The organism is Pseudomonas sp. S3(2024), from assembly GCF_036861315.1.
Classification (GTDB): domain Bacteria; phylum Pseudomonadota; class Gammaproteobacteria; order Pseudomonadales; family Pseudomonadaceae; genus Aquipseudomonas; species Aquipseudomonas putida_A.
Map to the genome: position 1 here is coordinate 229,454 of NZ_JAZAQQ010000003.1, position 21,929 is coordinate 251,382.

The window sequence follows — 21,929 nt, forward strand, 5'->3', positions numbered from 1 at the left end:
TCTGTAGGAACGATCCTGCACAAACTGCGACGGTGCTCACACTTGGCCGTATTGCTGCCCGTGACGCAGCCAGCGGTCGAGCAATGGGCTGACGTGCGTCGGCCAGCGTTCCAGCAGCGCTTGCGCAGCATCGCGCACGGCGGGCAGCAGATCGGCGTCGCGCATCAGGTCGGCGACTTTGAATTGCAGCAGACCGGTCTGACGGGTGCCGAGCATTTCCCCGGGGCCGCGCAGTTCGAGGTCTTTTTCGGCGATGACGAAACCGTCGTTGGTCTCGCGCATGATGCCCAGGCGCTGGCGGCCGATCTGCGACAGCGGCGGATGGTAGAGCAGCACGCAATGGCTGACCGCGCTGCCTCGACCGACGCGGCCGCGCAACTGGTGCAACTGCGCGAGGCCGAGGCGCTCGGGGTTTTCGATGATCATCAGGCTGGCGTTGGGCACGTCGACGCCGACTTCGATCACGGTGGTGGCGACCAGCAGTTGCAGGTTGCCAGCCTTGAATTCGGCCATGACGGCGGCTTTCTCGGCGGGTTTCATGCGGCCGTGGATCAGTCCGACTTTCAGCTCGCCGAGGGCGGCGGTGAGGTCTTCGAACGTGGTTTCGGCGGCCTGACAGGTCAGCTCTTCCGACTCTTCGATCAGCGTGCACACCCAATAGGCCTGACGCCCTTCGGCGCAGGCGCTGCGCACCCGTTCGATGACTTCGACGCGGCGGGTGTCGGTGACCAGCACGGTGTTAACCGGGGTGCGACCGGGCGGCAGTTCGTCGAGAATCGAGGTGTCGAGGTCGGCGTAGGCGCTCATCGCCAGCGTGCGCGGGATCGGCGTGGCAGTCATGATCAGTTGGTGCGGACACATGCGCCCGCCGACGCCTTTCTGCCGCAGCGCCAGACGCTGCTGCACGCCGAAGCGGTGTTGTTCGTCGATGATCACCAGCGCCAGATTCTTGAACTGCACTTCATCCTGAAACAGCGCGTGAGTGCCGACCACCATCGGCGTGCCGCTGGCGATCTGTTCCACCGCGGTGACGCGATTCTTGCCCTTGAGCTTGCCGGCCAGCCACGCGACGTCGATGCCCAGCGGTTCGAGCCAGCGCTTGAAGGTGATGAAGTGTTGCTCGGCGAGGATCTCGGTCGGCGCCATCAGCGCGACCTGATAACCGGCCTCCAGCGCTTGCAGTGCCGCGAGGGCGGCGACCACGGTTTTGCCCGCGCCAACATCGCCCTGAATCAGCCGCAGCATCGGTTCGTGCTGGCTGAGGTCGTAGGCGATTTCGTTGCCCACGCGTTGTTGCGCGCCGGTCGGGTTGAAGCCGAGGTTGGCCAGGTATTTCGGCGGCAGCTTTTTCGCCTTCGGCATCGCTGGCGCGCGCAGGGAACGCATGCTTTCGCGCAGACGCTGTTGCGACAGTTGATGGGTCAGCAGCTCCTCGAAGGCCAGCCTATGCTGGGCCCAGTGATGACCGAGGGCGAGTTCATCGACGTCGGCATCGGCGGGCGGGTTGTGCAGGTAGCGGATCGCGTCGGCCAGCGGCGCCAGTTGGTAGTCACGGGCCAGTTCGGTCGGCAGCCAGTCGGGCAGGGTGTTTGGCTTGAGCAGCGTCAGGGTCTGCATGCACAACTGGCGCAGGCGCTGTTGGGTCAGGCCTTCGGTGAGCGGGTAAACCGGGGTCAGGGTTTCGTCCACCGGCGGCGGTTCGTCACCGGTGATGGCGCGGTATTCCGGGTGGTAGATTTCCAGCCCCGAAGCGCCGGGCCGGACTTCGCCGTAGCAGCGAATCCGCGTGCCGCGCTTGAGGCCTTCCTTCTGTGCATTGCTGAAATGGTAGAAGCGCAGGCTCAGGCCGCCGGTGCCGTCCTGCATGCGCACGACGAGGCTGCGCCGCCGGCCCATGACCACGTCGGCGCCGCTGACGGTGCCTTCAACCACGGCGTCCTGACCCGGGCGCAAGTGGCCGATCGGCACCACGCGGGTGCGATCCTGATAACGCAGCGGCAGGTGAAACAGCACGTCCTGGAGGTTTTCCAGGCCGACCTTGGCCAGTTTCTCGGCCATGGCTTCGCCGACACCCTTGAGTGCCGTCACCGACACTTGCGACAGCTCGGTCATGACCCTGGCTTAACCGGCCGTGACCGGTGCGGCGGGCTTGGCCACCGAGCACAGGCGAACAGAGTCGGCGAGGATCTCGATGGCTTTCGGCCGCGGGAAGCTCGCGCGCCAGGCAATCGCCACGGTGCGGAATGGCACCGGCGCCGACAGCGGGCGTACTTCGATCACGCCCGGGGCGTAGTGATGGCTGTCGACAGCCGACAACGGCAGGATCGAGATCCCCAGGCCGGAGGCGACCATGTGGCGGATGGTCTCCAGCGAGCTGGATTCCACCGTGGTGTGCTTGGCGCCGTCGTTGCCCTTGGTCAGGGTCGGGCAGGCCTCAAGCACCTGATCGCGGAAGCAGTGGCCTTCGCCGAGCAGGAGCAGGCTCTTGTCGTTGAGCAGGCCCGGGTCGATGGATTCTTTTTGCGTCCACGGGTGCTGGGCTGGCATCAAGACGTAGAACGGCTCGTCGTACAGCGGCAGGGTCAGCACGTCGGCTTCGTTGAACGGCAGGGCGATGATGATCGCGTCGAGCTCGCCGTTGCGCAGCTTGTCGCGCAGCACGTGGGTGAAGTTTTCTTCGATGTACAACGGCATCTGCGGGGCGACCCGGTGCAGTTGTGGAATCAGGTGCGGGAACAGGTACGGCCCGACGGTGTAGATCGCGCCGACTTTCAGCGGGGCGGTCAGCTGGTTCTTGCCGGCCTGGGCCAGTTCACGGATACCTTGCGCCTGCTCCAGGACTTTCTGCGCCTGGGCGACAATGCCTTCGCCGACCGGGGTCAGGCGCACGGCGCTTTTACTGCGCTCGAAAATCAGCACACCGAGTTCGTCTTCAAGTTTTTTCACGCCCACCGACAGGGTCGGCTGACTGACGTGGCAACGCTCGGCGGCGTGGCCGAAGTGCTGCTCTTGGGCGAGGGTAACGATGTAGCGTAATTCTGTGAGGGTCATAGCAAGCGTCCATGAAGTTGCGGGCCAAGCATAACGGCTGCAATCGATAGACGCACGTTATCAGACTGAGTGAGGAATGCGACACCGGGCAATGTGAGTTTGCCGTTGCCAGATAGGCAAAAGGCACCTTTCGGTGCCTTTTCGATCCCACTGTCGACCCTGTGGGAGCGGGCTTGCTCGCGAATGCGGTGTGTCAGATACATGGATGTCGACTGACACGACGCTTTCGCGAGCAAGCCCGCTCCCACAATGGATCAGCGGCGTTTATCCAGCGAGTACACAAACGGCGCGACAATTTCGATCGAGCCGTTGTTGAGCATGTCGGCCGGTGGCTTGGGCAGCGGTTGTGCGCGGCGGATCATTTCCAGGGTGGCCCGGTCCAGATCGGCGTTGCCCGAGCGGCCCACCAGTTCGAACGACAACACATTGCCTTCAGCGTCGACGACGAAACGCAGACGGTTCAAGCCTTCCTTGCCGCGAGCCTGCGCACTGGCCGGATACTTCTTGTACTTGCCCAAGTGCGCGAGCAGGGTGTTTTGCCAGCTGGCCTTGGCGGCCATTTGTGCGGGCGACGGTCCCGGTGCCGGCTGGGCGGATTTCTCCGTCGGTGCTTGGGTCGGCTGCGTCTCCGCCGGTTTTTCCTCGGAAGGTTTTTCCTTCACCGGCTCCGGTTTTTTCTCCACCGGTTTGGGCGGCTGCGGTTTCGGCTTTGGCTTGGGTTTGGGCTTCGGTACAGCAATCTCGGCCTTGGGTGCTTCAGCCAGTTTCGGAATCGGCAACTCTTCGACCGGAGCCGGTGGCTGCGGCGGTGTGACGACTTTCGGCGGAGCAGGCGGTGGCGGGGTCGGAACCGGTGCCAGCTCAACCATCATTGCCTGCGGCGGCAGTTCGATGGGCGGGCGGGCGGTCCAGTTCAGCGCCAGCGCGATGGCCAGCGCGTGAACGCCCAGCACCACGGCCAGGCTACCGCTGTAACGCGTCAGCTTATGGCGCGTCGTGATCATTTCTTGGCTGCCGTCTCAAGTCCGACCAGACCGACCTTCAGATAACCGGCCGAGCGCAATTTATCCATCACGCTCATCAGGTCGCCGTAGTCCACGCCCTTGTCGGCCTGGAAGAAGATGGTGGTGTCTTTCTTGCCCTGGGTCTTGGCGTCGAGCATGGCGCCGAGGGTTTCGGCTTTCACTTCATCGTCGCCGATGTACAGGCGCTGATCAGCTTTTACGCTGAGGAACACCGGTTTCTCCGGGCGCGGCGCCGGTTTGGCGGTCGAGGCCGGCAGGTCGACTTTGATGTCCACAGTGGCCAGCGGCGCGGCCACCATGAAGATGATCAGCAGCACCAGCATCACGTCGATGAACGGCGTGACGTTGATTTCGTGGTTTTCGGCCAGATCGTCGTCTGCGCCTTCTTTCAAATGCAGGCCCATGGCCGATTACCCCACTTTCACCATGTGTGGTTGCGAGCTGCTGCGCTCAGGCTGGTGATCGAGGTCACGGCTGACCAGCAACAGGACCTGCGCCGAAGCGTCGGACACCTGCGCCTTGTAGCCGGCGATGGAGCGGGCGAACACGTTGTAGATCACCACCGCAGGAATCGCCGCAACCAGGCCCAGCGCGGTGGCCAGCAGCGCTTCGGCGATGCCCGGCGCCACGACGGCAAGGTTGGTGGTCTGGGTCTTGGCGATGCCGATGAAGCTGTTCATGATGCCCCAGACGGTACCGAACAGGCCGACGAACGGCGCGGTGGAACCGATGGTGGCGAGGACGCCGGTGCCGCTGCTCATGTTGCGGCCACAGGCAGCGACCAGACGCTCAAGACGGAAGCTGACGCGCTCCTTGATGCCTTCTTTCTCGCGGCTGTTGACCGACAGGCGCATCTCTTCGAGCGCGTCGTGCACCAGCAGGTTGGCCAGGGTGCCTTCCTTTGCCGCAGTGGCGCTGGCTTCCTTGAGGGTCGCGGCTTTTTTCAGGGCAGCGATTTCACCGCGCAGACGACGCTTGGCGCCCATCAGCTCGAAGCCTTTGGCGATCCAGATGGTCCAGGTGATGATGGAAGCGATGGCCAGACCGATCATCACGATTTTCACGATGATGTCGGCGTTCTGGTACATGCCCCATGGCGACAGGTCGTGGGCCATGCCCAAGCTGTTGTCAGGTTCGAGCACTTCAGGCGCGTCTGCTGCGCTGGCGTCTACAGCCTGTACCGGGTCGGTGGCGGCTGGCGCGGCGGTAGCAGGCGCGTGCTGTTCAGTGGCAGCCGGGGCGGCTGGCGCCTGGGCATCGGCGAAGGCGGCGGTCGGCGCCAGCATCAGGCTGAGCAGCAGGGCCGCCACCGCGCTGAAGGCGCGAGGTCGTTTGGTTGGCGAAGCGGGGTTTTGATTACGTGTCATGCTGGCCGGACCTGAAGTAGAAAACGGTTGATGCTCTTCCAGGCCTCGTGAGGCCGAGAACAAAAGTGGGGTGCATTATTGCAAGTAATTCTTGTTAACAGAAGTAATAGAGTATCTTTTTTTCCACGATTGCTAGCCGTTCGTCCTTTGCGAGGGCTAGTCTGTTCCTTTCGTTTGGGAGTTTTTTGATGTCCGCGCCTTCTGTTTTGATTGCCGGTTGTGGTGACGTCGGCAGTCGTCTGGCTACGCAATTGTTGGCCGCCGGCTGGGAGGTTCATGGTCTGCGCCGTGATGTTTCGCGTTTGCCGGATGGCGTCATCGGCGTCGCCGGTGACCTGTTCAAGGAAGATTGCCCGGAAAACTGGCCGTTCGGGGCGGTGGATTATCTGGTGTATTGCGCGGCCGCCACCGATCACGATGAAGCCGGTTATCGCGCCGCCTACGTACAGGGTTTGCAGAATGTGCTGAGCTGGCTGAATGACTTTGGCCAGGTGCCTGAGCGACTGCTGTTCGTGTCCAGCAGCAGCGTGTACGGCCAGCAGGAAGGGGAGTGGGTCGACGAACATTCAGCGACCGTCGCCAGCGGCTATTCCGGGCGAGTGATGCTTGAGGCTGAGCAAGTGGCGCTGAAAAGCGGTATCCCGGCGAGCATCGTGCGCCTGACCGGTATTTATGGCCCGGGACGTGAATGGCTGTTGACCCAGGTGCGCCGCGGTTATCGGGTGGCGGTTGAGCCGCCGCTGTACGGCAATCGCATTCATGCTGATGACGCGGCGGGGCTGATGGCGTTTCTGCTGCAGGCGGCTTATCAGGGCACGCCGTTGCAGGATGTTTATATCGGTGTTGACGATGCGCCCGCACCCTTGGCCGAAGTGGTCGCCTGGCTGCGCGAGTATCTGGGTGTCACCGATTGGGCGGAAGACGCCAGCGTACGCCGCACCGGCAGCAAGCGCTGCAGCAATGCCCGGGCGAAGGCACTGGGCTGGACGCCGACGTATCCGAGTTACCGTGAAGGCTATGCGGCGATTCTTGAAGGCAAGTGCTGACTTCCAGACACCCAAAAACAACTGTAGGAGTGAGCCTGCTCGCGATGTGGCCATAACATTCAACACTTATGTTGGCCGTTAAACCGTCATCGCGAGCAGGCTCACTCCTACAGGGTTATGTGTTGCCCTCAGGTGTGGTTACTGCTTTTCAAGCAACCACTTGCGTTCACCCGGGGTGAACTGCGGCATTTCATCTGCCAGTGCGCTGTTCACCGCCTGAAAAATCTCCAGCGCCTTGCCTTTGCGGGCAAAGATCCAGTTGTTGCCCTGGCCGTTGAGTTGCAGCCACATGCTGTCGTGGTCGCTGTTCATCGAGGCGCAGTCGCCTGCCAGGCACAGGGCATAGCGGTCGGCGCCGGGCAGGCCGGAGACCTGGCCATCGGCCTGGAACTGCACGGTGTTGCCTTCGCCGTCGCCGCTGGCAATCTTCCAGCTGCCGCCCAGATAGGCCGAATACAGTGCGCGTTCGAAGCTGGCGCCAATCGGTGCGCCTTCCGGTACGGGGATTTGCGCGCGGTCGAACAACTGGTCGGGTTCGTTCTCGGTGGCGGCTTGTTTCATCCGGCCGCCATCGCGTTTCAGCTCACTGCCGGAGCTGCCATAGAAGTCGACTTTCCAGGCGCCGGACTGTTCGCCCTGTAGCCGTCCTTCGACGTTCTCGAAACCGTTGGTGTAGCGGGCCTGACCGGCCTTGGTGTTGACGTCCCACTCCAGGTTCGGGCCATAAGCCTGAAGCGCTTCGCGCAGGGGGCCGCCCTTGGCAGCAGCGTCGATCGCCACCTGGTTGATCCAGGTGCCGCTGATGTCACGGTCGGCGGGGTCGCTGGCACAGCCGCCGAGGAAGATGGCGAGCAGCGAGAGAGCAAGCGCTTTGCGCATGGTGGAATCCTTTCAAAACCTTTTCTTTACCGCAGAGCAGTCGGCGCAGCGTTTGAAGGCTGCGCCGTGTGCATTACTCGATGACCAGGATGGCATCCATTTCGACTTGCGAACCCTTCGGCAGGGCAGCAACGCCGATGGCGGCGCGGGCCGGGTAAGGCTGGTCGAAGTATTTGCCCATGATCTCGTTGACCTTGGCGAAGTGGCTCAGGTCGGTGAGGAAGATGTTCAGCTTGACGATATCCTTGAACGAACCGCCAGCGGCTTCAGCCACGGCTTTGAGGTTCTCGAACACCTGGACGGTCTGGGCTTCGAAGCCTTCAACCAGTTCCATGGTCTTTGGGTCCAGAGGAATCTGGCCCGACATGTAGACAGTGTTGCCGGCCTTGATCGCCTGGGAGTAGGTACCGATGGCGGCTGGGGCCTTGTCGCTGGTGATAACGGTCTTGGTCATGTATGACTCCTTGTTAGGTGTGAATTAGGCACGCATGCGGGTGATGCGGATGACCCCGGTCAGGGCGCGCAGTTTCTTGATCACGCGGGCCAGGTGCACACGGTCGTGGACGCTGACCACCAGCTGGACGACGCTGATGCGGCCATCGCGCTCGTCCATGCTGATTTTCTCGATATTGCCGTCGGCCGCGTTGACGCTGCTGGCCAGCAGCGCGATCAGGCCGCGCTGGTGCTCCAGCTCGACGCGCAGCTCGACGTTGAATTCGCCGGTGACATCCTTGGCCCACGAAAGCTGGATGCATTTTTCCGGGTTGTGCCGGATTTCGCTGATGTTGCGGCAGTTGTCCAGGTGCACGACCATGCCTTTGCCCGCCGACAGGTGCCCGACAATCGGGTCGCCCGGGATCGGCGTGCAGCATTTGGCGTAACTGAGCACCAGACCTTCGGTGCCGCGAATCGCCAGCGGGCCTTCCGGGCTTGGCAGCTGTTCGCCTTCGCCGAGCAGACGGCGCGCCACGACATAGGCCATGCGGTTGCCCAGGCCAATGTCTTCGAGCAAATCTTCGATCAGTTCGAGGCGGTACTCGCTGAGCATCGCCTTGACGCGCTCGGCCGGGATCTTCTCCAGTGAGCTGTCGAAACCGTTGAGCACCTTGTTCAGCAGGCGTTCGCCGAGGCTGATGGACTCGGAGCGACGTTGCAGTTTCAGCGCATGGCGGATGTGCGTACGGGCCTTGCCGGTGACCACGAAGTTGAGCCACGCCGGGTTCGGCCGCGCGCCGGGTGCGCTGACGATCTCGACCGTGGAGCCGCTTTGCAGCGGTTCGGACAGCGGTGCGAGGCGGCGGTTGATCCGGCAGGCGATGCAACTGTTGCCGACGTCGGTGTGCACCGCGTAGGCAAAGTCGACCGCCGTGGAGCCTTTGGGCAGCTCCATGATCCGGCCTTTGGGCGTGAACACGTAGACCTCGTCCGGAAACAGGTCGATCTTCACGCTCTCGATGAATTCCAGCGAGTTGCCGGCGCGTTGCTGCATTTCCAGCACACCTTTGACCCACTGGCGGGCGCGGGCGTGAGTGCCTTTGGGCTGCTCGTCACCGCTGGATTTGTACAGCCAATGGGCGGCAATGCCGTTGTTGGCCATCTCTTCCATTTCGCGGGTGCGGATCTGGATCTCGATTGGTACGCCGTGCATGCCGAACAGCGTGGTGTGCAGCGACTGATAGCCGTTGGCCTTGGGAATCGCGATGTAATCCTTGAAGCGCCCCGGCAACGGCTTGTACAAATTATGCACGGCACCCAGCACGCGGTAGCAGGTATCGACCTTGTCGACGATGATCCGGAACGCGTAGACGTCCATGATCTCGTTGAAGGCCCGACGCTTGCCGCGCATTTTCTTGTAGATGCCGTAGAGGTGTTTCTGGCGACCGCTGACTTCGCCCTGGATGCCGTCGATCGCGAGGCAGTGGCCGAGGGACTCTTCGATCTTGTTGACGATTTCCTTGCGGTTGCCCCGGGCGCGCTTGACCGCCTGGTAGATCCGCGCGGAACGCATCGGGTGCATCGCCTTGAAACCGAGGTCTTCGAATTCGATACGAATGGCGTGCATGCCCAGCCGGTTGGCGATGGGCGCGTAGATTTCGAGGGTTTCCTTGGCGATCCGGCGACGTTTTTCCCCGGACAGCACTTCCAGCGTGCGCATGTTGTGCAGGCGGTCGGCGAGTTTGACCAGGATCACGCGAATGTCGCGCGCCATGGCCATGGCCATTTTCTGGAAGTTTTCGGCCTGGGCTTCGGCCTTGGTCTCGAAGTTCATCTGGGTCAGTTTGCTGACCCCGTCGACCAGTTCGGCCACGGTTTCACCAAACTGCGCTTGCAGCGCTTCTTTGGCGATACCGGTGTCTTCGATCACATCATGCAGCATCGCGGCCATCAGGCTCTGATGGTCCATGTGCATGTCGGCAAGAATATTCGCCACCGCAAGAGGGTGCGTGACGTACGCCTCGCCGCTGCGACGGCGCTGACCGTCATGGGCTTGTTCGGCGTAGAAATACGCTCGGCGGACCAGGTTGACCTGGTCATTGCCGAGGTAGGTCGATAAGCGATCGGCGAGGGCGTCTATGCTCGGCATGATGACTCCTGCCGTAGGCTGTGTTCCCGCGCCGTGCTACGTCGACCAGGCATAGGCTTAGACGGCCTCGTTGGACTCGTCCTCGAACGCAGCGAAGACCGGGTCTTCGTGGACGATTTCCTGCTCGGCGATGAACTCGTAGCTCATCAGGCCTTCTGCGATTTCACGCAGGGCGACAACGGTCGGCTTGTCGTTTTCCCACTGGACCAGTGGCTCTTTGCCGCCGGTGGCCAGTTGACGGGCACGCTTGGTAGAGAGCATGACCAGCTCAAAGCGGTTTTCCACGTGTTCTAGGCAGTCTTCAACGGTTACGCGGGCCATGGTATTCCTCGGAGCGAATGCAATATGCGCGCTGCCCGGTTGGGCGAGCGGACTGAGCAGTTTAAAAAATCACCAGCGATTAGGGAAGCGCTGATTTTTTGACCAGACCCTTCAACGCGCTGCAAGCACCAATGTAAAGCGCTTGCAGCGGTTTTGGGAAGTGCTGATTAACCGAGCAGTTCGGCCAGTAATTTGCCGAAACGTACCTGCTGGCGTTTCTGTTGCAGCTGATTGGCGCGGAAAATCGCCTTCAGATCGTCCAGTGCATGGGCGAAATCGTCGTTGATGATCAGATAGTCGTACTCGACATAGTGGCTCATCTCGCTGACGGCTTCACGCATCCGCCCGTCAATGATCTCGTCACTGTCCTGGCCGCGGTTGGTCAGACGCTGGTGCAAGGCCTGCAACGACGGCGGCAGGATGAAGATCGAGCGTGCCTGCGGCATCAGCTTGCGCACTTGTTCGGCGCCTTGCCAGTCGATTTCCAGAATCAGATCGTGACCTTCGTCCAGCGTTTGCTGCAGACGGCTTTGCGAGGTGCCATAGAAGTTGCCGAAGACTTCGGCGCGTTCGAGGAAATCGCCGTGCTCGCCCATCTTCACGAACTCTTCGCGAGTCACGAAGTGATAGTTCACGCCGTCCACTTCACCCGGACGCATGGCGCGGGTGGTGTGGGAGATCGAGACGCGGATCTCCGGATTGGCATCGGTCAAAGCCTTGACCAGGCTGCTCTTGCCTGCGCCCGATGGCGCGGAAATGATGTACAGGGTGCCGGTGCTGTGGGTCATGTCTGTTGCCTTACTCAATATTCTGCACTTGTTCGCGCATCTGCTCGATCAACACCTTGAGGTTGACGGCGGCCTGGGTGCTGCGCGGGTCGAAGGCCTTGGAGCCCAGTGTGTTGGCTTCGCGGTTGAGTTCCTGCATCAGGAAATCCAGGCGCCGACCGGCGGCACCGCCGGACTTGAGCACCCGGCGCACTTCGATGATGTGGGTGCTCAAGCGATCCAGTTCTTCGGCCACATCGCTCTTTTGCGCGAGGATGACCATTTCCTGTTCCAGACGCTGCGGGTCCAGTTCGGCTTTCATGTCGGTGAAGCGATCGAGGACTTTCTGACGTTGGGTGGCGAGCATCTGCGGCACCAGCTCACGCAAGGTCACGACGTCCTCTTCAATGGAAGTCAGGCGCTCGTTGATCAGGCGTGCCAGCTCCGCGCCTTCGCGCTCGCGGCCGGCCTTGAGTTCCTTGAGACCTTGATTGAACAGCGCCAACGCATCGGCGTTCAGCGCCTGTGGATCAGTCGCGTCGGCCACCAGCACGCCGGGCCAGGCCAGCACTTCCAGCGGGTTGAGTGCTGCCGGGTTCTTGATCAGGCCGGCAACGGTTTCGGCGGCGGCGACCAGTTGCGCGGCGCGCTCGCGGTCGACTTGCAACGGCTTGCCGGTGCTTTCTTCGGTGAAGCGCAGGGTGCATTCCAGTTTGCCCCGCGACAGGCCCTGACGCAGGGCTTCACGCACGGCGCCCTCGAGGTCGCGGAACGACTCCGGCAGGCGCAGGTGCGGTTCCAGATAGCGGCTGTTGACCGAGCGCAGCTCCCAGCTCAGGGTGCCCTGGACGCCGGCTTTCTCGACGCGGGCGAAGGCGGTCATGCTGTGCACCATGGCGGTGACCTCGCAATGCAGATCGGCGCAGAAGGGATGTTCCGCAGGCTCGATATCAATGAATTTAAGCCGACTGGCAGCAAAGGCGCAGGATTGTAGCGCAGTGCGGCGGATGCGCCCAAACACACGGTGTGACAAAGGGCTGCAGGCCGTCGGTTATGCGCGTTTCAGGGCCCTGGGTCGACGGCCGGAATTTTTAACCCGTGCCCAGGCGCGGTGCAGCGCTCTATAATGCTCGGCAGTTTTCCGTCCCCAGTACAGGTATTCCCTATGAAACGTCCAAGTGGTCGCGCTGCCGATCAGCTTCGCTCGATCCGCATTACCCGCAACTACACCAAACACGCCGAGGGATCCGTACTGGTCGAATTCGGTGATACCAAGGTCATCTGCACCGTCAGCGTCGAAAACGGCGTGCCGCGTTTCCTCAAAGGTCAGGGCCAGGGCTGGTTGACCGCCGAGTACGGCATGCTGCCGCGCGCCACTGGCGAGCGTAACCAGCGTGAAGCGAGCCGTGGCAAGCAGGGCGGTCGTACCCTGGAAATCCAGCGTCTGATCGGTCGTTCCCTGCGCGCTGCGCTGGACATGTCCAAGCTGGGCGACGTGACCCTGTACGTCGACTGCGACGTGATCCAGGCTGACGGCGGCACCCGCACCGCCTCTATCACCGGCGCCATGGTGGCACTGGTCGATGCACTGAAAGTGATCAAGAAGCGCGGCGGCCTGAAAGGCGGCGACCCGCTCAAGCAAATGATCGGCGCGGTATCGGTCGGCATGTATCAGGGCGAGCCAGTGCTGGATCTGGACTATCTTGAAGATTCCGCCGCCGAGACCGACCTCAACGTGGTGATGACCAGCACCGGTGGCTTCATCGAAGTCCAGGGCACCGCCGAAGGCGCGCCGTTCCAGCCTGAAGATCTGAACGCCATGCTGGAACTGGCGAAGAAAGGCATGAACGAAATCTTCGAACTGCAAAAGGCTGCACTGGCCGACTGAGCAGGTTCGCAACCCGCAAGGAGGACGTGATGAGTGATGAGCAAGAGTTGCTGCCCAAGCCGAGCCAGGAGGTTCGCCAATGGGCGATGTTTTGTCACTTGTCCGCCTTGCTGGGGATCTGGATTCCGTTCGGCAACCTGATCGGGCCGCTGATCCTGTGGCAGATGAAGCGCGAGACCGATCCGTTCATCGACGCTCAGGGCAAGGAGGCGCTGAATTTTCAGATCACCGTGGCGATTGCCGCCGCGATCTGTCTGCTGCTGATGGTGTTGATCATCGGCTTCTTCTTGCTGGGCCTGCTGGCCATCGGGGCGCTGGTGTTGACGATCATTGCCGGGGTGAAGGCGAACGAAGGCTTTCCCTACCGTTATCCGTTTACTTGGCGCCTGATCAAATAACGATCAATGCAAAGCCTCCGTGACTCGCAAGTTTTTATTTAAATGCCCTGACTTGTCAGGGCATTTTTGTTTTTTGCAACTCGAATAATTACTCTTTCGTGTAGGAGCAGTTCTATCTGCGACAAGCGGTAGTGGATATTTTTTATATATCTAACGCCTACACTTTTAGTCACAACTGCAATGCTTTAACGCGATCTCAGTCCTTGGCAACAGGACTTGTCGATTGTTAAGGTTGCTCCGCGCAACATTGCTTCAGAAATATCTCGATATATTCAAGCCATCAAAGGCCCTTGAATTCCACATCAATCAGTGTTGAGACAATCAGCCGATTCAATAGGCGTGCGCGGGTAAAAGTGCGCCTGATGAATAAATAGCCAAGAATATCCCCAATGATCCAGCTCGATTTTTATGGAACGCTCGTGGCCGCCTCTCTGGTGCTATTACTGGGGCGCGGACTTATTGCACGAGTCGGATTTCTGCGTAATTACAATATTCCTGAACCCGTCGCCGGTGGACTGGTGGTTGCGCTGGGTTTATTGATATTGCGAACTTTTGATATAGAAATCAGATTCGATACTTCACTGCAGACGCCGTTGATGTTGGCGTTCTTTGCCACAATCGGTTTGAGCGCAGACTTTGCCAGCCTGAAAAAGGGTGGTCGCGTAGTCGGCATATTTCTACTGGCGGTTACCGGGCTTCTGGTGGTTCAGAACGCTTTGGGCATTGGCCTTGCCAAAACGTTGGGTCTTGATCCGTTGATGGGGCTCCTGACGGGTTCGATCACGCTTGCGGGCGGTCACGGTACGGGGGCGGCGTGGGGCACGGTATTCAGTGAAAAGTACGGCCTCGCTTCGGCCTCCGAGCTTGCAATTGCGTCGGCGACCTTCGGCCTGGTTCTGGGTGGTTTGATTGGTGGGCCGGTGGCTCGCCTGCTCATCAAGCGCGTTGAAGTGCCCGGTTGCCAGTTTCAAGAAATGCCACGGATGCCAAAGGGTTTTGAGCAGCCGAACAAAGAGCGCTCGATTACGCCCTTTTCGTTTATCGAGACACTGGCATTGATTGCGGTCAGTTTATTGGCTGGCAATCTTCTGAATGGCTTTCTGCACGGAACCGCATTCGAGTTGCCAACGTTTGTCTGCGTTTTGTTTGTGGGGGTGATGCTACGTAACGGGCTATCGGCGCTGGGCCTGTATCAGGTATTCGAGCGTGAAGTGTCGGTGCTGGGCAATGTCAGCCTGTCGCTGTTTCTGGCAATTGCCTTGATGTCTCTCAAACTCTGGGATCTGGCAGCGTTGGCACTGCCGATATTCATCATCCTGGCTGCGCAAACGTTGGTCATGGCGCTGTTTGCGATTTTTGTGACATTCAGAGTGATGGGCAGTAACTACGACGCGGCGGTCCTGGCGGCGGGGCATTGCGGTTTTGGCTTGGGCGCAACGCCAACCGCCATTGCCAACATGCAGGCGGTGACGCAGCGTTTCGGGCCTTCGCAGATTGCGTTTCTGGTGGTGCCGATGGTCGGTGCATTCTTCATCGACATCATCAACGTGATCGTCATCAAGCTTTACCTGGCCTTGCCGTTTTTTGTCGCCGTCTGAGGTCAGGACGGCTTCAGGCGCGGCATAAAAAATGCCCGTATCTCGCGATACGGGCATTTTTTAACGACGGATCGACGCTTATATGGTCAGCGTCCAGTCGTAGTCGACGATCAGCGGCGCGTGCTGCGAGAACCGTGGCTGACGTGGCAGGCGCGCGCTGCGTACGAAACGGCGCAAGCCCGGGGTCAGCAGCTGGTAGTCGAAGCGCCAGCCCAGATTCAGCATCTCGGCCTGCTCGTTGTCCGGCCACCAGCTGTATTGGTCGCCTTCGCGGCTGACTTCGCGCAGGGCATCGACGTAGCCCATGTTGCCGACAATCTCGTCCATCCAGGCGCGTTCTGGCGCCAGGAAGCCCGGGGATTGCTGGCTGTCGCGCCAGTTCTTGATGTCGAGCTTCTGCTGCGCAACGTACAGCGAGCCACAATAAATGTACTCGCGACGTTTACGCCGCTGCTTGTCCAGGTACTTGCCGAAGTCGTCCATGAGCTTGAACTTCTGGTTCAAGTCCTCATCGCCGTTCATCCCCGAAGGGAGCAGCAAGGTGGCAATACTGACTTTGTCGAAATCTGCTTGCAGGTAGCGCCCGTAGCGGTCGGCCGTCTCGAAACCGAGACCGCTGATGACAGCCTTCGGTTGCAACCGCGAATACAAAGCCACGCCACCTTGGGCAGGGACTTCAGCATCGCAGGCATAAAGGAAGTAGCCATCCAGTTGGAAGGCTGGGTCATCCAGTTCAAAGGCGGAGGCACGGGTGTCCTGCAGGCAGATGACGTCGGCATTCTGTGCTTGCAGCCAACTGAGCAAACCACGCTCGACTGCAGCCTGAATACCATTGACGTTCACACTGATGATCCGCATAAATGGCCCCAAAAATCGCGTGCGTGTATGATACACGGCGTCAAGCTAATTAGCTAAATCCGTGGTATTTGGGGTTTTTTTCATGCAAGCGTATCAGCGCGATTTCATTCGTTTTGCCATCGATCGCGGCGTTTTGCGCTTCGGTGAGTTCACCCTGAAGTCCGGGCGCACCAGTCCTTACTTCTTCAATGCCGGCCTGTTCAACTCGGGTTCGGCCCTGGCGCAGCTGGGGCGTTTCTACGCGGCAGCCATCGCCGAAAGCGGCATTCCTTTCGACGTATTGTTTGGCCCGGCCTACAAAGGTATCCCGCTGGCAGCCACCACCGCTGTCGCGTTGGCCGAACACCACAACCGTGACCTGCCATGGTGCTTCAACCGCAAGGAAGCCAAGGCCCACGGCGAAGGCGGCAGCCTGGTCGGCGCGCCGCTGACCGGTGACGTGCTGATCATCGACGACGTGATCACTGCCGGCACCGCGATCCGCGAAGTGATGCAGATCATCGCGTCCCAGGACGGCGCCAAGGCCGCCGGCGTGCTGATTGCCCTGAACCGTCAGGAGCGTGGCAACGGCGAGTTGTCGGCGATCCAGGAAGTCGAGCGTGATTTCGGTATTCCGGTGATCAGCATCGTTTCGCTGAATCAGGTGCTGGAATTCCTCGCCGACGATCCGCAGCTCAAGCAGCACTTGCCAGCCGTGGAAGCGTACCGCGCCCAGTTCGGCGTCTGAACTGTGGAATGAGCTTTTGTGGCGAGGGAGCTTGCTCCCGCTGGGCTGCGTAGCAGACCCGAAAAGCTTGTGAGCGCTGCGCACTCAAGCGGGAGCAAGCTCCCTCGCCACAATAGATGGAAGGCCGCAGGCAAAAAAAGACCCCGCTCAGTCAGGCTGAGCAGGGTCTTTTCGTTTCCGCGACGGCTTACGGACGCTTGCGATTGCTGATCAGCGTGCCCACACCGGTGTCGGTAAAGATTTCCAGCAGGATCGCGTTCGGTACGCGACCGTCGATGATCAGCGAGCTGCCAACACCGCCCTGAACCGCTTCCAGTGCGCAGCGGATCTTCGGCAGCATGCCACCGTAGATGGTGCCGTCGGCGATCAGGTCGTCGACCTGCTGAGTGCTCAGGCCGGTCAACACGGTGCCAGACTTGTCCATCAGGCCGGCGATGTTGGTCAGCAGCATCAGCTTCTCGGCTTTCAGCGCCTCGGCGACTTTACCGGCCACGAGGTCGGCGTTGATGTTGTACGACTCGCCGTTCTCACCGACGCCGATCGGCGCGATCACCGGGATGAAGTTGCCTTTGACCAGCAGGTTCAGCAGCTCGGTGTTGATCCCGACCACTTCGCCCACCTGACCGATGTCGATGATTTCCGGCTGGGTCATCTCCGGGGTCTGGCGGGTGACGGTCAGTTTCTTCGCCCGAATCAGCCCGGCGTCTTTACCGGTCAGGCCGATGGCGCTGCCGCCGTGACGGTTGATCAGGTTGACGATGCTTTTGTTGACCTGACCGCCGAGGACCATTTCCACCACGTCCATGGTCGCGGCGTCGGTGACACGCATGCCATCGACGAAGTGGCTTTCGATCGACAGACGCTTGAGCAGATCACCGATCTGCGGGCCGCCGCCGTGAACCACCACCGGGTTGATGCCTACGGCTTTCATCAAGACGATGTCGCGGGCGAAGCCGGTTTTCAGCTCCTCGCTTTCCATCGCGTTGCCGCCGTATTTGATCACCAGGGTCTTGCCGACATAACGTCGGATGTAAGGCAACGCTTCGGACAGAACCTGGGCGGTGTGGGCGGCGGCTTCGCGTTCGAGGGTCATTCAGGGCTCCGGGTGAATCAGAACGGTAGTTGGAGATCAGGTGCAACGCGTTTCAATTGGGCGTGGAACACATCCTTGATGCGCTGCAATTCAGCCTCGTCATCGGCCTCGAAGCGCAGCACCAGCACCGGTGTGGTGTTGGAGGCGCGCACCAGGCCCCAGCCTTTGGCGTAATCGACTCGCACGCCGTCGATGGTGGTCAGGTCGGCGCCTGCGCCCCACTGTGCGTCGTGCAGTGCATCAATGATGCTGAATTTGCTCTCTTCGGTCACATGGATATTGATTTCCGGCGTAGAAATATCGTTCGGGAAGGTCGCAAACAGCTCTTCGGCGGTGGATTTTTCCTTGCTGAGGATCTCCAGCAGCCGTGCGGCGCTGTAGATGCCGTCGTCGAAACCGAACCAGCGCTCCTTGAAGAAGATGTGGCCGCTCATCTCACCAGCCAATAGAGCACCGGATTGTTTCATTTTCTTTTTGATCAACGAATGGCCAGTCTTCCACATTAGCGGACGACCACCGTACTCCTTGATCAGCGGCACCAGACGGCGGGTGCATTTGACGTCGAAGATGATTTCCGCGTCCGGGTTGCGCGCCACCACGTCGCGGGCGAACAGCATCAGCAGGCGGTCCGGGTAGACGATGCTGCCGGTGTTGGTCACCACGCCGACACGGTCGCCGTCACCGTCGAAGGCCAGGCCGAGGTCGGCGTTGGTTTCCTTGACCTTGGCGATCAGGTCGACGAGGTTTTCGGGTTTGCCCGGGTCCGGGTGATGGTTGGGGAAGTTGCCGTCGACTTCGCAGAACAGCGGAATGACTTCGCAGTTCAGCGCTTCGATCAGTTGCGGGGCAATCACGCCGGCCGCGCCGTTGCCGCAGTCGACCACGACTTTCAGACGTCGGGCCAGTTTGACGTCCTGGACGATTTCGGTGGTGTAGCGGTCGAGGATTTCGACCTGGGTCACGCTGCCCTGACCGCTGGTCAGGTCATTGGTCTTGATGCGCTCGTGCAGCACCTGAATCTGTTCGTTGGCGAGGGTGTCGCCGGCGATCACGATCTTGAAGCCGTTGTAGTTCGACGGGTTGTGGCTGCCGGTGAGCATTACCCCAGACTTGCCGGCCAGCACGTTGGCCGCGTAATACAGCGCCGGTGTCGGCACCAGGCCGACGTCGCTGACGTGGCAGCCGCTCTCGGCGATACCGCGGATCAGTTCTGCAACCAGTTCCGGGCCGGACAGGCGGCCGTCGCGACCGACGGAAACATTCGGTTCACCTTGGGCCAGGCTCTGCGAGCCGATGGCGCGGCCGATCCAGTAGGCGGTTTCGGCATTGAGGAATTCCGGCACAGTGCCGCGAATGTCATAGGCGCGGAAGATGCTGTCGGGTAGCTTCGGGGCGATCTTGGCGGGGGTGCTCATCTGCACAAATGCTCCATCTCGAAAGTGGCGGGACAGACCGACGATTCACTCGGCGGCAGGCTCAAACTGAAGGCTATGACGGCGTTTTCCACAGAGAGTTCGTGGTGTGAAAGGGCCATGACGCCTAGGCTGGCGTGGCCTGCAGCCGGCAAAACCTTGATTTTCGGTGCTAAAACCTGCTGCACAAATTTTGTGGCGAGGGAGCTTGCTCCCGCTTGGGGGCGCTGCGCCCACAAGATTTCGGGTCTGCTGCGCAGCCCAGCGGGAGCAAGCTCCCTCGCCACAGAAATTACCCGTGGATCATTTAGTGCCGGTATGGCCAAATCCGCCCGCGCCGCGTTCGGTTTCGACGAACTCTTCAACCATTTCGAAGTGCGCCTGCACCACCGGCACCAACACCAGCTGCGCCAGACGCTCGCCGACGGTCATGGTGAAGTCGTTCTGACCACGGTTCCAGCAGGACACCATCAGCGGGCCCTGATAATCCGAGTCGATCAGGCCGACGAGGTTGCCCAGCACGATGCCGTGCTTATGGCCCATGCCCGAGCGCGGCAGGATCAGCGCGGCGAGGTTCGGGTCGCCGATGTACACCGACAGACCGGTAGGGATCAGCACGGTTTCACCCGGCTTGATCACGATGTCCTGTTCCAGCATGGCGCGCAGGTCGAGGCCGGCGGAGCCCGGGGTGGCGTATTGCGGCAGCGGGAATTCGGTACCGATGCGTGGGTCGAGGATCTTGGCTTGCAAAGCGTGCATGTAAATTAAACCTGGTTCAGACGTTCGGCGATAAAAGTGACCAGTTGGCGAGCGATCTTGCTCTTGCTGGTCTGGGCGAAAACAGTGGCGTGAAGCTCACGGTCGATCACGCTGCAGGCGTTTTCTTCGCTGTTGAAACCGATGCTCGGGTTGGCGACGTCGTTGGCGACGATCAGGTCGAGATTCTTGTCTTTCAGCTTGCGTGCAGCGTAGTCGAGCAAATGTTCGGTCTCGGCGGCGAAGCCGACACTGAACGGACGGTCGGGGCGGGTCGCGATGGTGGCGAGGATGTCCGGGTTACGCACCATTTGCAGGACGAAGCCGTCGCCGCTTGTAGGGTCTTTCTTGAGTTTTTGCGGGGCAACGACTTCCGGACGGTAGTCCGCCACCGCTGCCGAGGCGATGAACACATCACACGGGATGGCGGATTCGCAGGCCGCGAGCATGTCGCGGGCACTGACCACATCGATGCGCGTGACGCGATCCGGCGTCGGCAGGTGCACCGGGCCGCTGATCAGGGTCACACGGGCGCCGGCTTCCACCGCCGCTTCGGCGAGGGCAAAGCCCATTTTCCCGGAGCTGTGGTTGGTGATGTAGCGCACCGGGTCGATGTTTTCCTGGGTCGGGCCGGCGGTGATCACCACGTGCTTGCCGGTCAGCGCCTGACGCTGGAAGCAATCCGCCGCGCACTGCGCCAGGTCGGTGGCTTCCATCATCCGGCCCATGCCGACGTCGCCGCAGGCCTGGCTGCCAGAGGCCGGGCCGAAAGTCTTCAGGCCACGGCTTTCAAGGATTTTCAGGTTGGCTTGGGTTGCCGGATCGCGCCACATCGCCTGATTCATTGCTGGCGCGACGGCCACCACGGCGTCGGTGGCCAGCACCAGGGTGGTCAGCAGATCGTTGGCGATGCCTTGGGCCAAACGGGCGATCAGGTCGGCGGTGGCCGGGGCGATCAACACCAGATCGGCCCATTTGGCCAGTTCGATGTGGCCCATCGCCGCTTCGGCGGCCGGGTCGAGCAAGTCGAGGTGAACCGGGTGCCCGGACAGGGCCTGCATGGTCAGCGGGGTGATGAACTCGGCGCCGCCATGGGTCATGACCACGCGCACTTCAGCGCCCTGGTCGATCAGGCGACGAACCAGATCGGCGCTCTTGTAGGCCGCAATGCCGCCGCCGACGCCCAGAACGATGCGTTTCCGATACAGCCGCTGCATAGGTCTGCCTTTACATTTCGTGGGTGACATACGTGGCGAAACCCCCTCCCCAGGGTGAATTCGCCCGCAAAAAAGATGGGCTACGATATCACAGCGACCGCTACGGAACAGCGGTGCCCACAGACAAGGAAGGTGTATGAGTATTCGCGATTGGCCGGCGGCGGAGCGGCCGCGGGAGAAGCTGCTTGAACAGGGCTCGGGAAGTCTTTCGGACGCCGAGTTGCTGGCGATTTTTCTTCGAACCGGGGTCACGGGAAAAAGCGCGGTGGATCTGGCGCGACACCTGTTGACGCAATTCGGCAGCCTGCGCGCGTTGCTGGAGGCCGATCTTGCGGCGTTCAGCGGACAGTTGGGATTGGGGCCTGCGAAATTCGCGCAGTTGCAGGCGGTGCTGGAAATGGGGCGGCGACACCTGGCCGAGCGCATGCGTAAAAAACCGGCGCTGGAGAATCCGCAGGCAGTTCGGGACTATCTGAAATCCATGCTGCGCCACGAGCCACACGAGGTGTTTGGCTGCCTGTTTCTCGATTCCAAGCATCAGGTGTTGACGTTCGAGGCGCTGTTTCGCGGCTCGATCGACAACACCAGCGTGCATCCCCGGGAAGTGGTGAAACGCTCATTGGCCAACAACGCGGCGGCGGTGATTCTCTGCCACAACCACCCGTCGGGGAACAGCGATCCGAGCCAGGCGGATCGGCAACTGACCAAGCGTCTGCAGAAGGCTCTGGATCTGATTGATGTGCGGGTGCTGGATCACTTCATCATCGGCGACGGCGAGCCGCTGTCGATGGCGGAGTGTGGCTGGATGTAGCTTTCAACAACAAACACCAACCCCTGTGGGAGCGGGCTTGCTCGCGAAGGCGATGTGTCAGTCAATAAGAGTTTGGCTGATCCGATGCCTTCGCGAGCAAGCCCGCTCCCACAGGTGAATTGTGTTGTGAC

General features: G+C 60.9%; 21 protein-coding genes and 1 pseudogene. 6 read left to right on the forward strand and 16 right to left on the reverse strand.

Going from position 1 to position 21,929, the window contains the following annotated elements; translation table 11 throughout:
* Window positions 1–36 precede the first annotated feature (36 nt).
* From recG to exbB, 5 genes are all read right to left on the reverse strand, one after another.
* The gene (gene recG / locus VLA07_RS10200) at window positions 37–2,112 is read right to left on the reverse strand and encodes an ATP-dependent DNA helicase RecG (RefSeq protein WP_333989187.1); all 2,076 of its coding nucleotides are present in this window, start codon (window positions 2,110–2,112) and stop codon (window positions 37–39) included.
* A gap of 9 nt (window positions 2,113–2,121) precedes the next feature.
* Window positions 2,122–3,051, reverse strand: a complete 930-nt coding sequence (locus VLA07_RS10205; protein ID WP_007962352.1) for a hydrogen peroxide-inducible genes activator — start codon at window positions 3,049–3,051, stop codon at window positions 2,122–2,124.
* 254 nt (window positions 3,052–3,305) lie between these two features.
* Window positions 3,306–4,055 carry an energy transducer TonB family protein gene (locus VLA07_RS10210; RefSeq protein WP_095137707.1) on the reverse strand — a complete coding sequence of 250 codons (750 nt, stop codon included), beginning with the start codon at window positions 4,053–4,055 and terminating at the stop codon, window positions 3,306–3,308.
* Complete coding sequence (exbD, locus tag VLA07_RS10215; RefSeq protein ID WP_333989188.1) at window positions 4,052–4,480, reverse strand: TonB system transport protein ExbD; 429 nt, start codon at window positions 4,478–4,480, stop codon at window positions 4,052–4,054. The genes VLA07_RS10210 and exbD overlap by 4 nt, the downstream gene beginning before the upstream one ends.
* A gap of 6 nt (window positions 4,481–4,486) precedes the next feature.
* Window positions 4,487–5,443 (reverse strand): tonB-system energizer ExbB, encoded by a 957-nt coding sequence (gene exbB, locus VLA07_RS10220; protein WP_330205787.1) that lies wholly within the window; start codon window positions 5,441–5,443, stop codon window positions 4,487–4,489.
* Between the two features lie 188 nt (window positions 5,444–5,631).
* Between exbB and VLA07_RS10225 the strand changes: the two genes are divergently transcribed.
* The gene (locus VLA07_RS10225) at window positions 5,632–6,489 is read left to right on the forward strand and encodes an SDR family oxidoreductase (protein WP_333989189.1); all 858 of its coding nucleotides are present in this window, start codon (window positions 5,632–5,634) and stop codon (window positions 6,487–6,489) included.
* A 138-nt stretch (window positions 6,490–6,627) separates the two neighbouring features.
* Here VLA07_RS10225 and VLA07_RS10230 read toward each other — a convergent pair whose 3' ends face one another.
* The 6 genes from VLA07_RS10230 to VLA07_RS10255 all read right to left on the reverse strand — a co-directional run bounded on the left by VLA07_RS10230 (window position 6,628) and on the right by VLA07_RS10255 (window position 11,935).
* Complete coding sequence (locus VLA07_RS10230) at window positions 6,628–7,368, reverse strand: hypothetical protein (RefSeq protein WP_007962358.1); 741 nt, start codon at window positions 7,366–7,368, stop codon at window positions 6,628–6,630.
* 73 nt (window positions 7,369–7,441) lie between these two features.
* Complete coding sequence (locus tag VLA07_RS10235; RefSeq protein WP_003229509.1) at window positions 7,442–7,822, reverse strand: RidA family protein; 381 nt, start codon at window positions 7,820–7,822, stop codon at window positions 7,442–7,444.
* Window positions 7,823–7,846: 24 nt separating this feature from the next.
* Window positions 7,847–9,952 carry a bifunctional GTP diphosphokinase/guanosine-3',5'-bis pyrophosphate 3'-pyrophosphohydrolase gene (gene spoT, locus VLA07_RS10240; protein WP_025112705.1) on the reverse strand — a complete coding sequence of 702 codons (2,106 nt, stop codon included), beginning with the start codon at window positions 9,950–9,952 and terminating at the stop codon, window positions 7,847–7,849.
* A 57-nt stretch (window positions 9,953–10,009) separates the two neighbouring features.
* Window positions 10,010–10,273, reverse strand: a complete 264-nt coding sequence (rpoZ, locus tag VLA07_RS10245) for a DNA-directed RNA polymerase subunit omega (protein WP_003229503.1) — start codon at window positions 10,271–10,273, stop codon at window positions 10,010–10,012.
* A 167-nt stretch (window positions 10,274–10,440) separates the two neighbouring features.
* Entirely contained in the window at window positions 10,441–11,061 is a 621-nt protein-coding gene (gene gmk, locus VLA07_RS10250) for a guanylate kinase (RefSeq protein WP_003229498.1), read from the reverse strand.
* Between the two features lie 10 nt (window positions 11,062–11,071).
* Entirely contained in the window at window positions 11,072–11,935 is an 864-nt protein-coding gene (locus VLA07_RS10255; RefSeq protein ID WP_247267190.1) for a YicC/YloC family endoribonuclease, read from the reverse strand.
* A 270-nt stretch (window positions 11,936–12,205) separates the two neighbouring features.
* Here VLA07_RS10255 and rph point away from each other — a divergent pair, with 270 nt between their 5' ends.
* The 3 genes from rph (at window position 12,206) to gltS (ending at window position 14,924) form a co-directional block, all read left to right on the forward strand.
* The gene (gene rph / locus VLA07_RS10260; protein WP_027610407.1) at window positions 12,206–12,928 is read left to right on the forward strand and encodes a ribonuclease PH; all 723 of its coding nucleotides are present in this window, start codon (window positions 12,206–12,208) and stop codon (window positions 12,926–12,928) included.
* Between the two features lie 29 nt (window positions 12,929–12,957).
* Entirely contained in the window at window positions 12,958–13,326 is a 369-nt protein-coding gene (locus VLA07_RS10265) for a DUF4870 domain-containing protein (RefSeq protein WP_003229492.1), read from the forward strand.
* Window positions 13,327–13,715: 389 nt separating this feature from the next.
* Window positions 13,716–14,924 carry a sodium/glutamate symporter gene (gene gltS / locus VLA07_RS10270; protein ID WP_247267191.1) on the forward strand — a complete coding sequence of 403 codons (1,209 nt, stop codon included), beginning with the start codon at window positions 13,716–13,718 and terminating at the stop codon, window positions 14,922–14,924.
* Between the two features lie 78 nt (window positions 14,925–15,002).
* On the opposite strand, the gene VLA07_RS10275 is transcribed toward gltS, so the two are convergent.
* Complete coding sequence (locus VLA07_RS10275; protein WP_003229491.1) at window positions 15,003–15,782, reverse strand: exodeoxyribonuclease III; 780 nt, start codon at window positions 15,780–15,782, stop codon at window positions 15,003–15,005.
* A gap of 82 nt (window positions 15,783–15,864) precedes the next feature.
* On the opposite strand from VLA07_RS10275, the gene pyrE reads away from it, so the two are divergent.
* Complete coding sequence (pyrE, locus tag VLA07_RS10280) at window positions 15,865–16,509, forward strand: orotate phosphoribosyltransferase (protein WP_011336558.1); 645 nt, start codon at window positions 15,865–15,867, stop codon at window positions 16,507–16,509.
* A gap of 187 nt (window positions 16,510–16,696) precedes the next feature.
* Here the strand turns inward: pyrE and argB are convergent, their stop codons facing one another.
* The 4 genes and pseudogenes from argB to coaBC all read right to left on the reverse strand — a co-directional run bounded on the left by argB (window position 16,697) and on the right by coaBC (window position 20,987).
* On the reverse strand, window positions 16,697–17,602 hold the full coding sequence (gene argB, locus VLA07_RS10285; protein WP_003229488.1) for an acetylglutamate kinase: 906 nt from the start codon (window positions 17,600–17,602) through the stop codon (window positions 16,697–16,699).
* A 17-nt stretch (window positions 17,603–17,619) separates the two neighbouring features.
* Window positions 17,620–18,996, reverse strand: a pseudogene (locus VLA07_RS10290) (phosphomannomutase/phosphoglucomutase); the annotation flags it as partial.
* A gap of 321 nt (window positions 18,997–19,317) precedes the next feature.
* Window positions 19,318–19,773 carry a dUTP diphosphatase gene (gene dut, locus VLA07_RS10295; protein ID WP_047596787.1) on the reverse strand — a complete coding sequence of 152 codons (456 nt, stop codon included), beginning with the start codon at window positions 19,771–19,773 and terminating at the stop codon, window positions 19,318–19,320.
* 5 nt (window positions 19,774–19,778) lie between these two features.
* A complete protein-coding gene (coaBC, locus tag VLA07_RS10300) occupies window positions 19,779–20,987 on the reverse strand; it encodes a bifunctional phosphopantothenoylcysteine decarboxylase/phosphopantothenate--cysteine ligase CoaBC (protein WP_103369705.1) in 1,209 nt (402 codons plus the stop codon).
* 136 nt (window positions 20,988–21,123) lie between these two features.
* On the opposite strand from coaBC, the gene radC reads away from it, so the two are divergent.
* Window positions 21,124–21,798 (forward strand): RadC family protein, encoded by a 675-nt coding sequence (gene radC / locus VLA07_RS10305; RefSeq protein WP_098966267.1) that lies wholly within the window; start codon window positions 21,124–21,126, stop codon window positions 21,796–21,798.
* Window positions 21,799–21,929 lie beyond the last annotated feature (131 nt).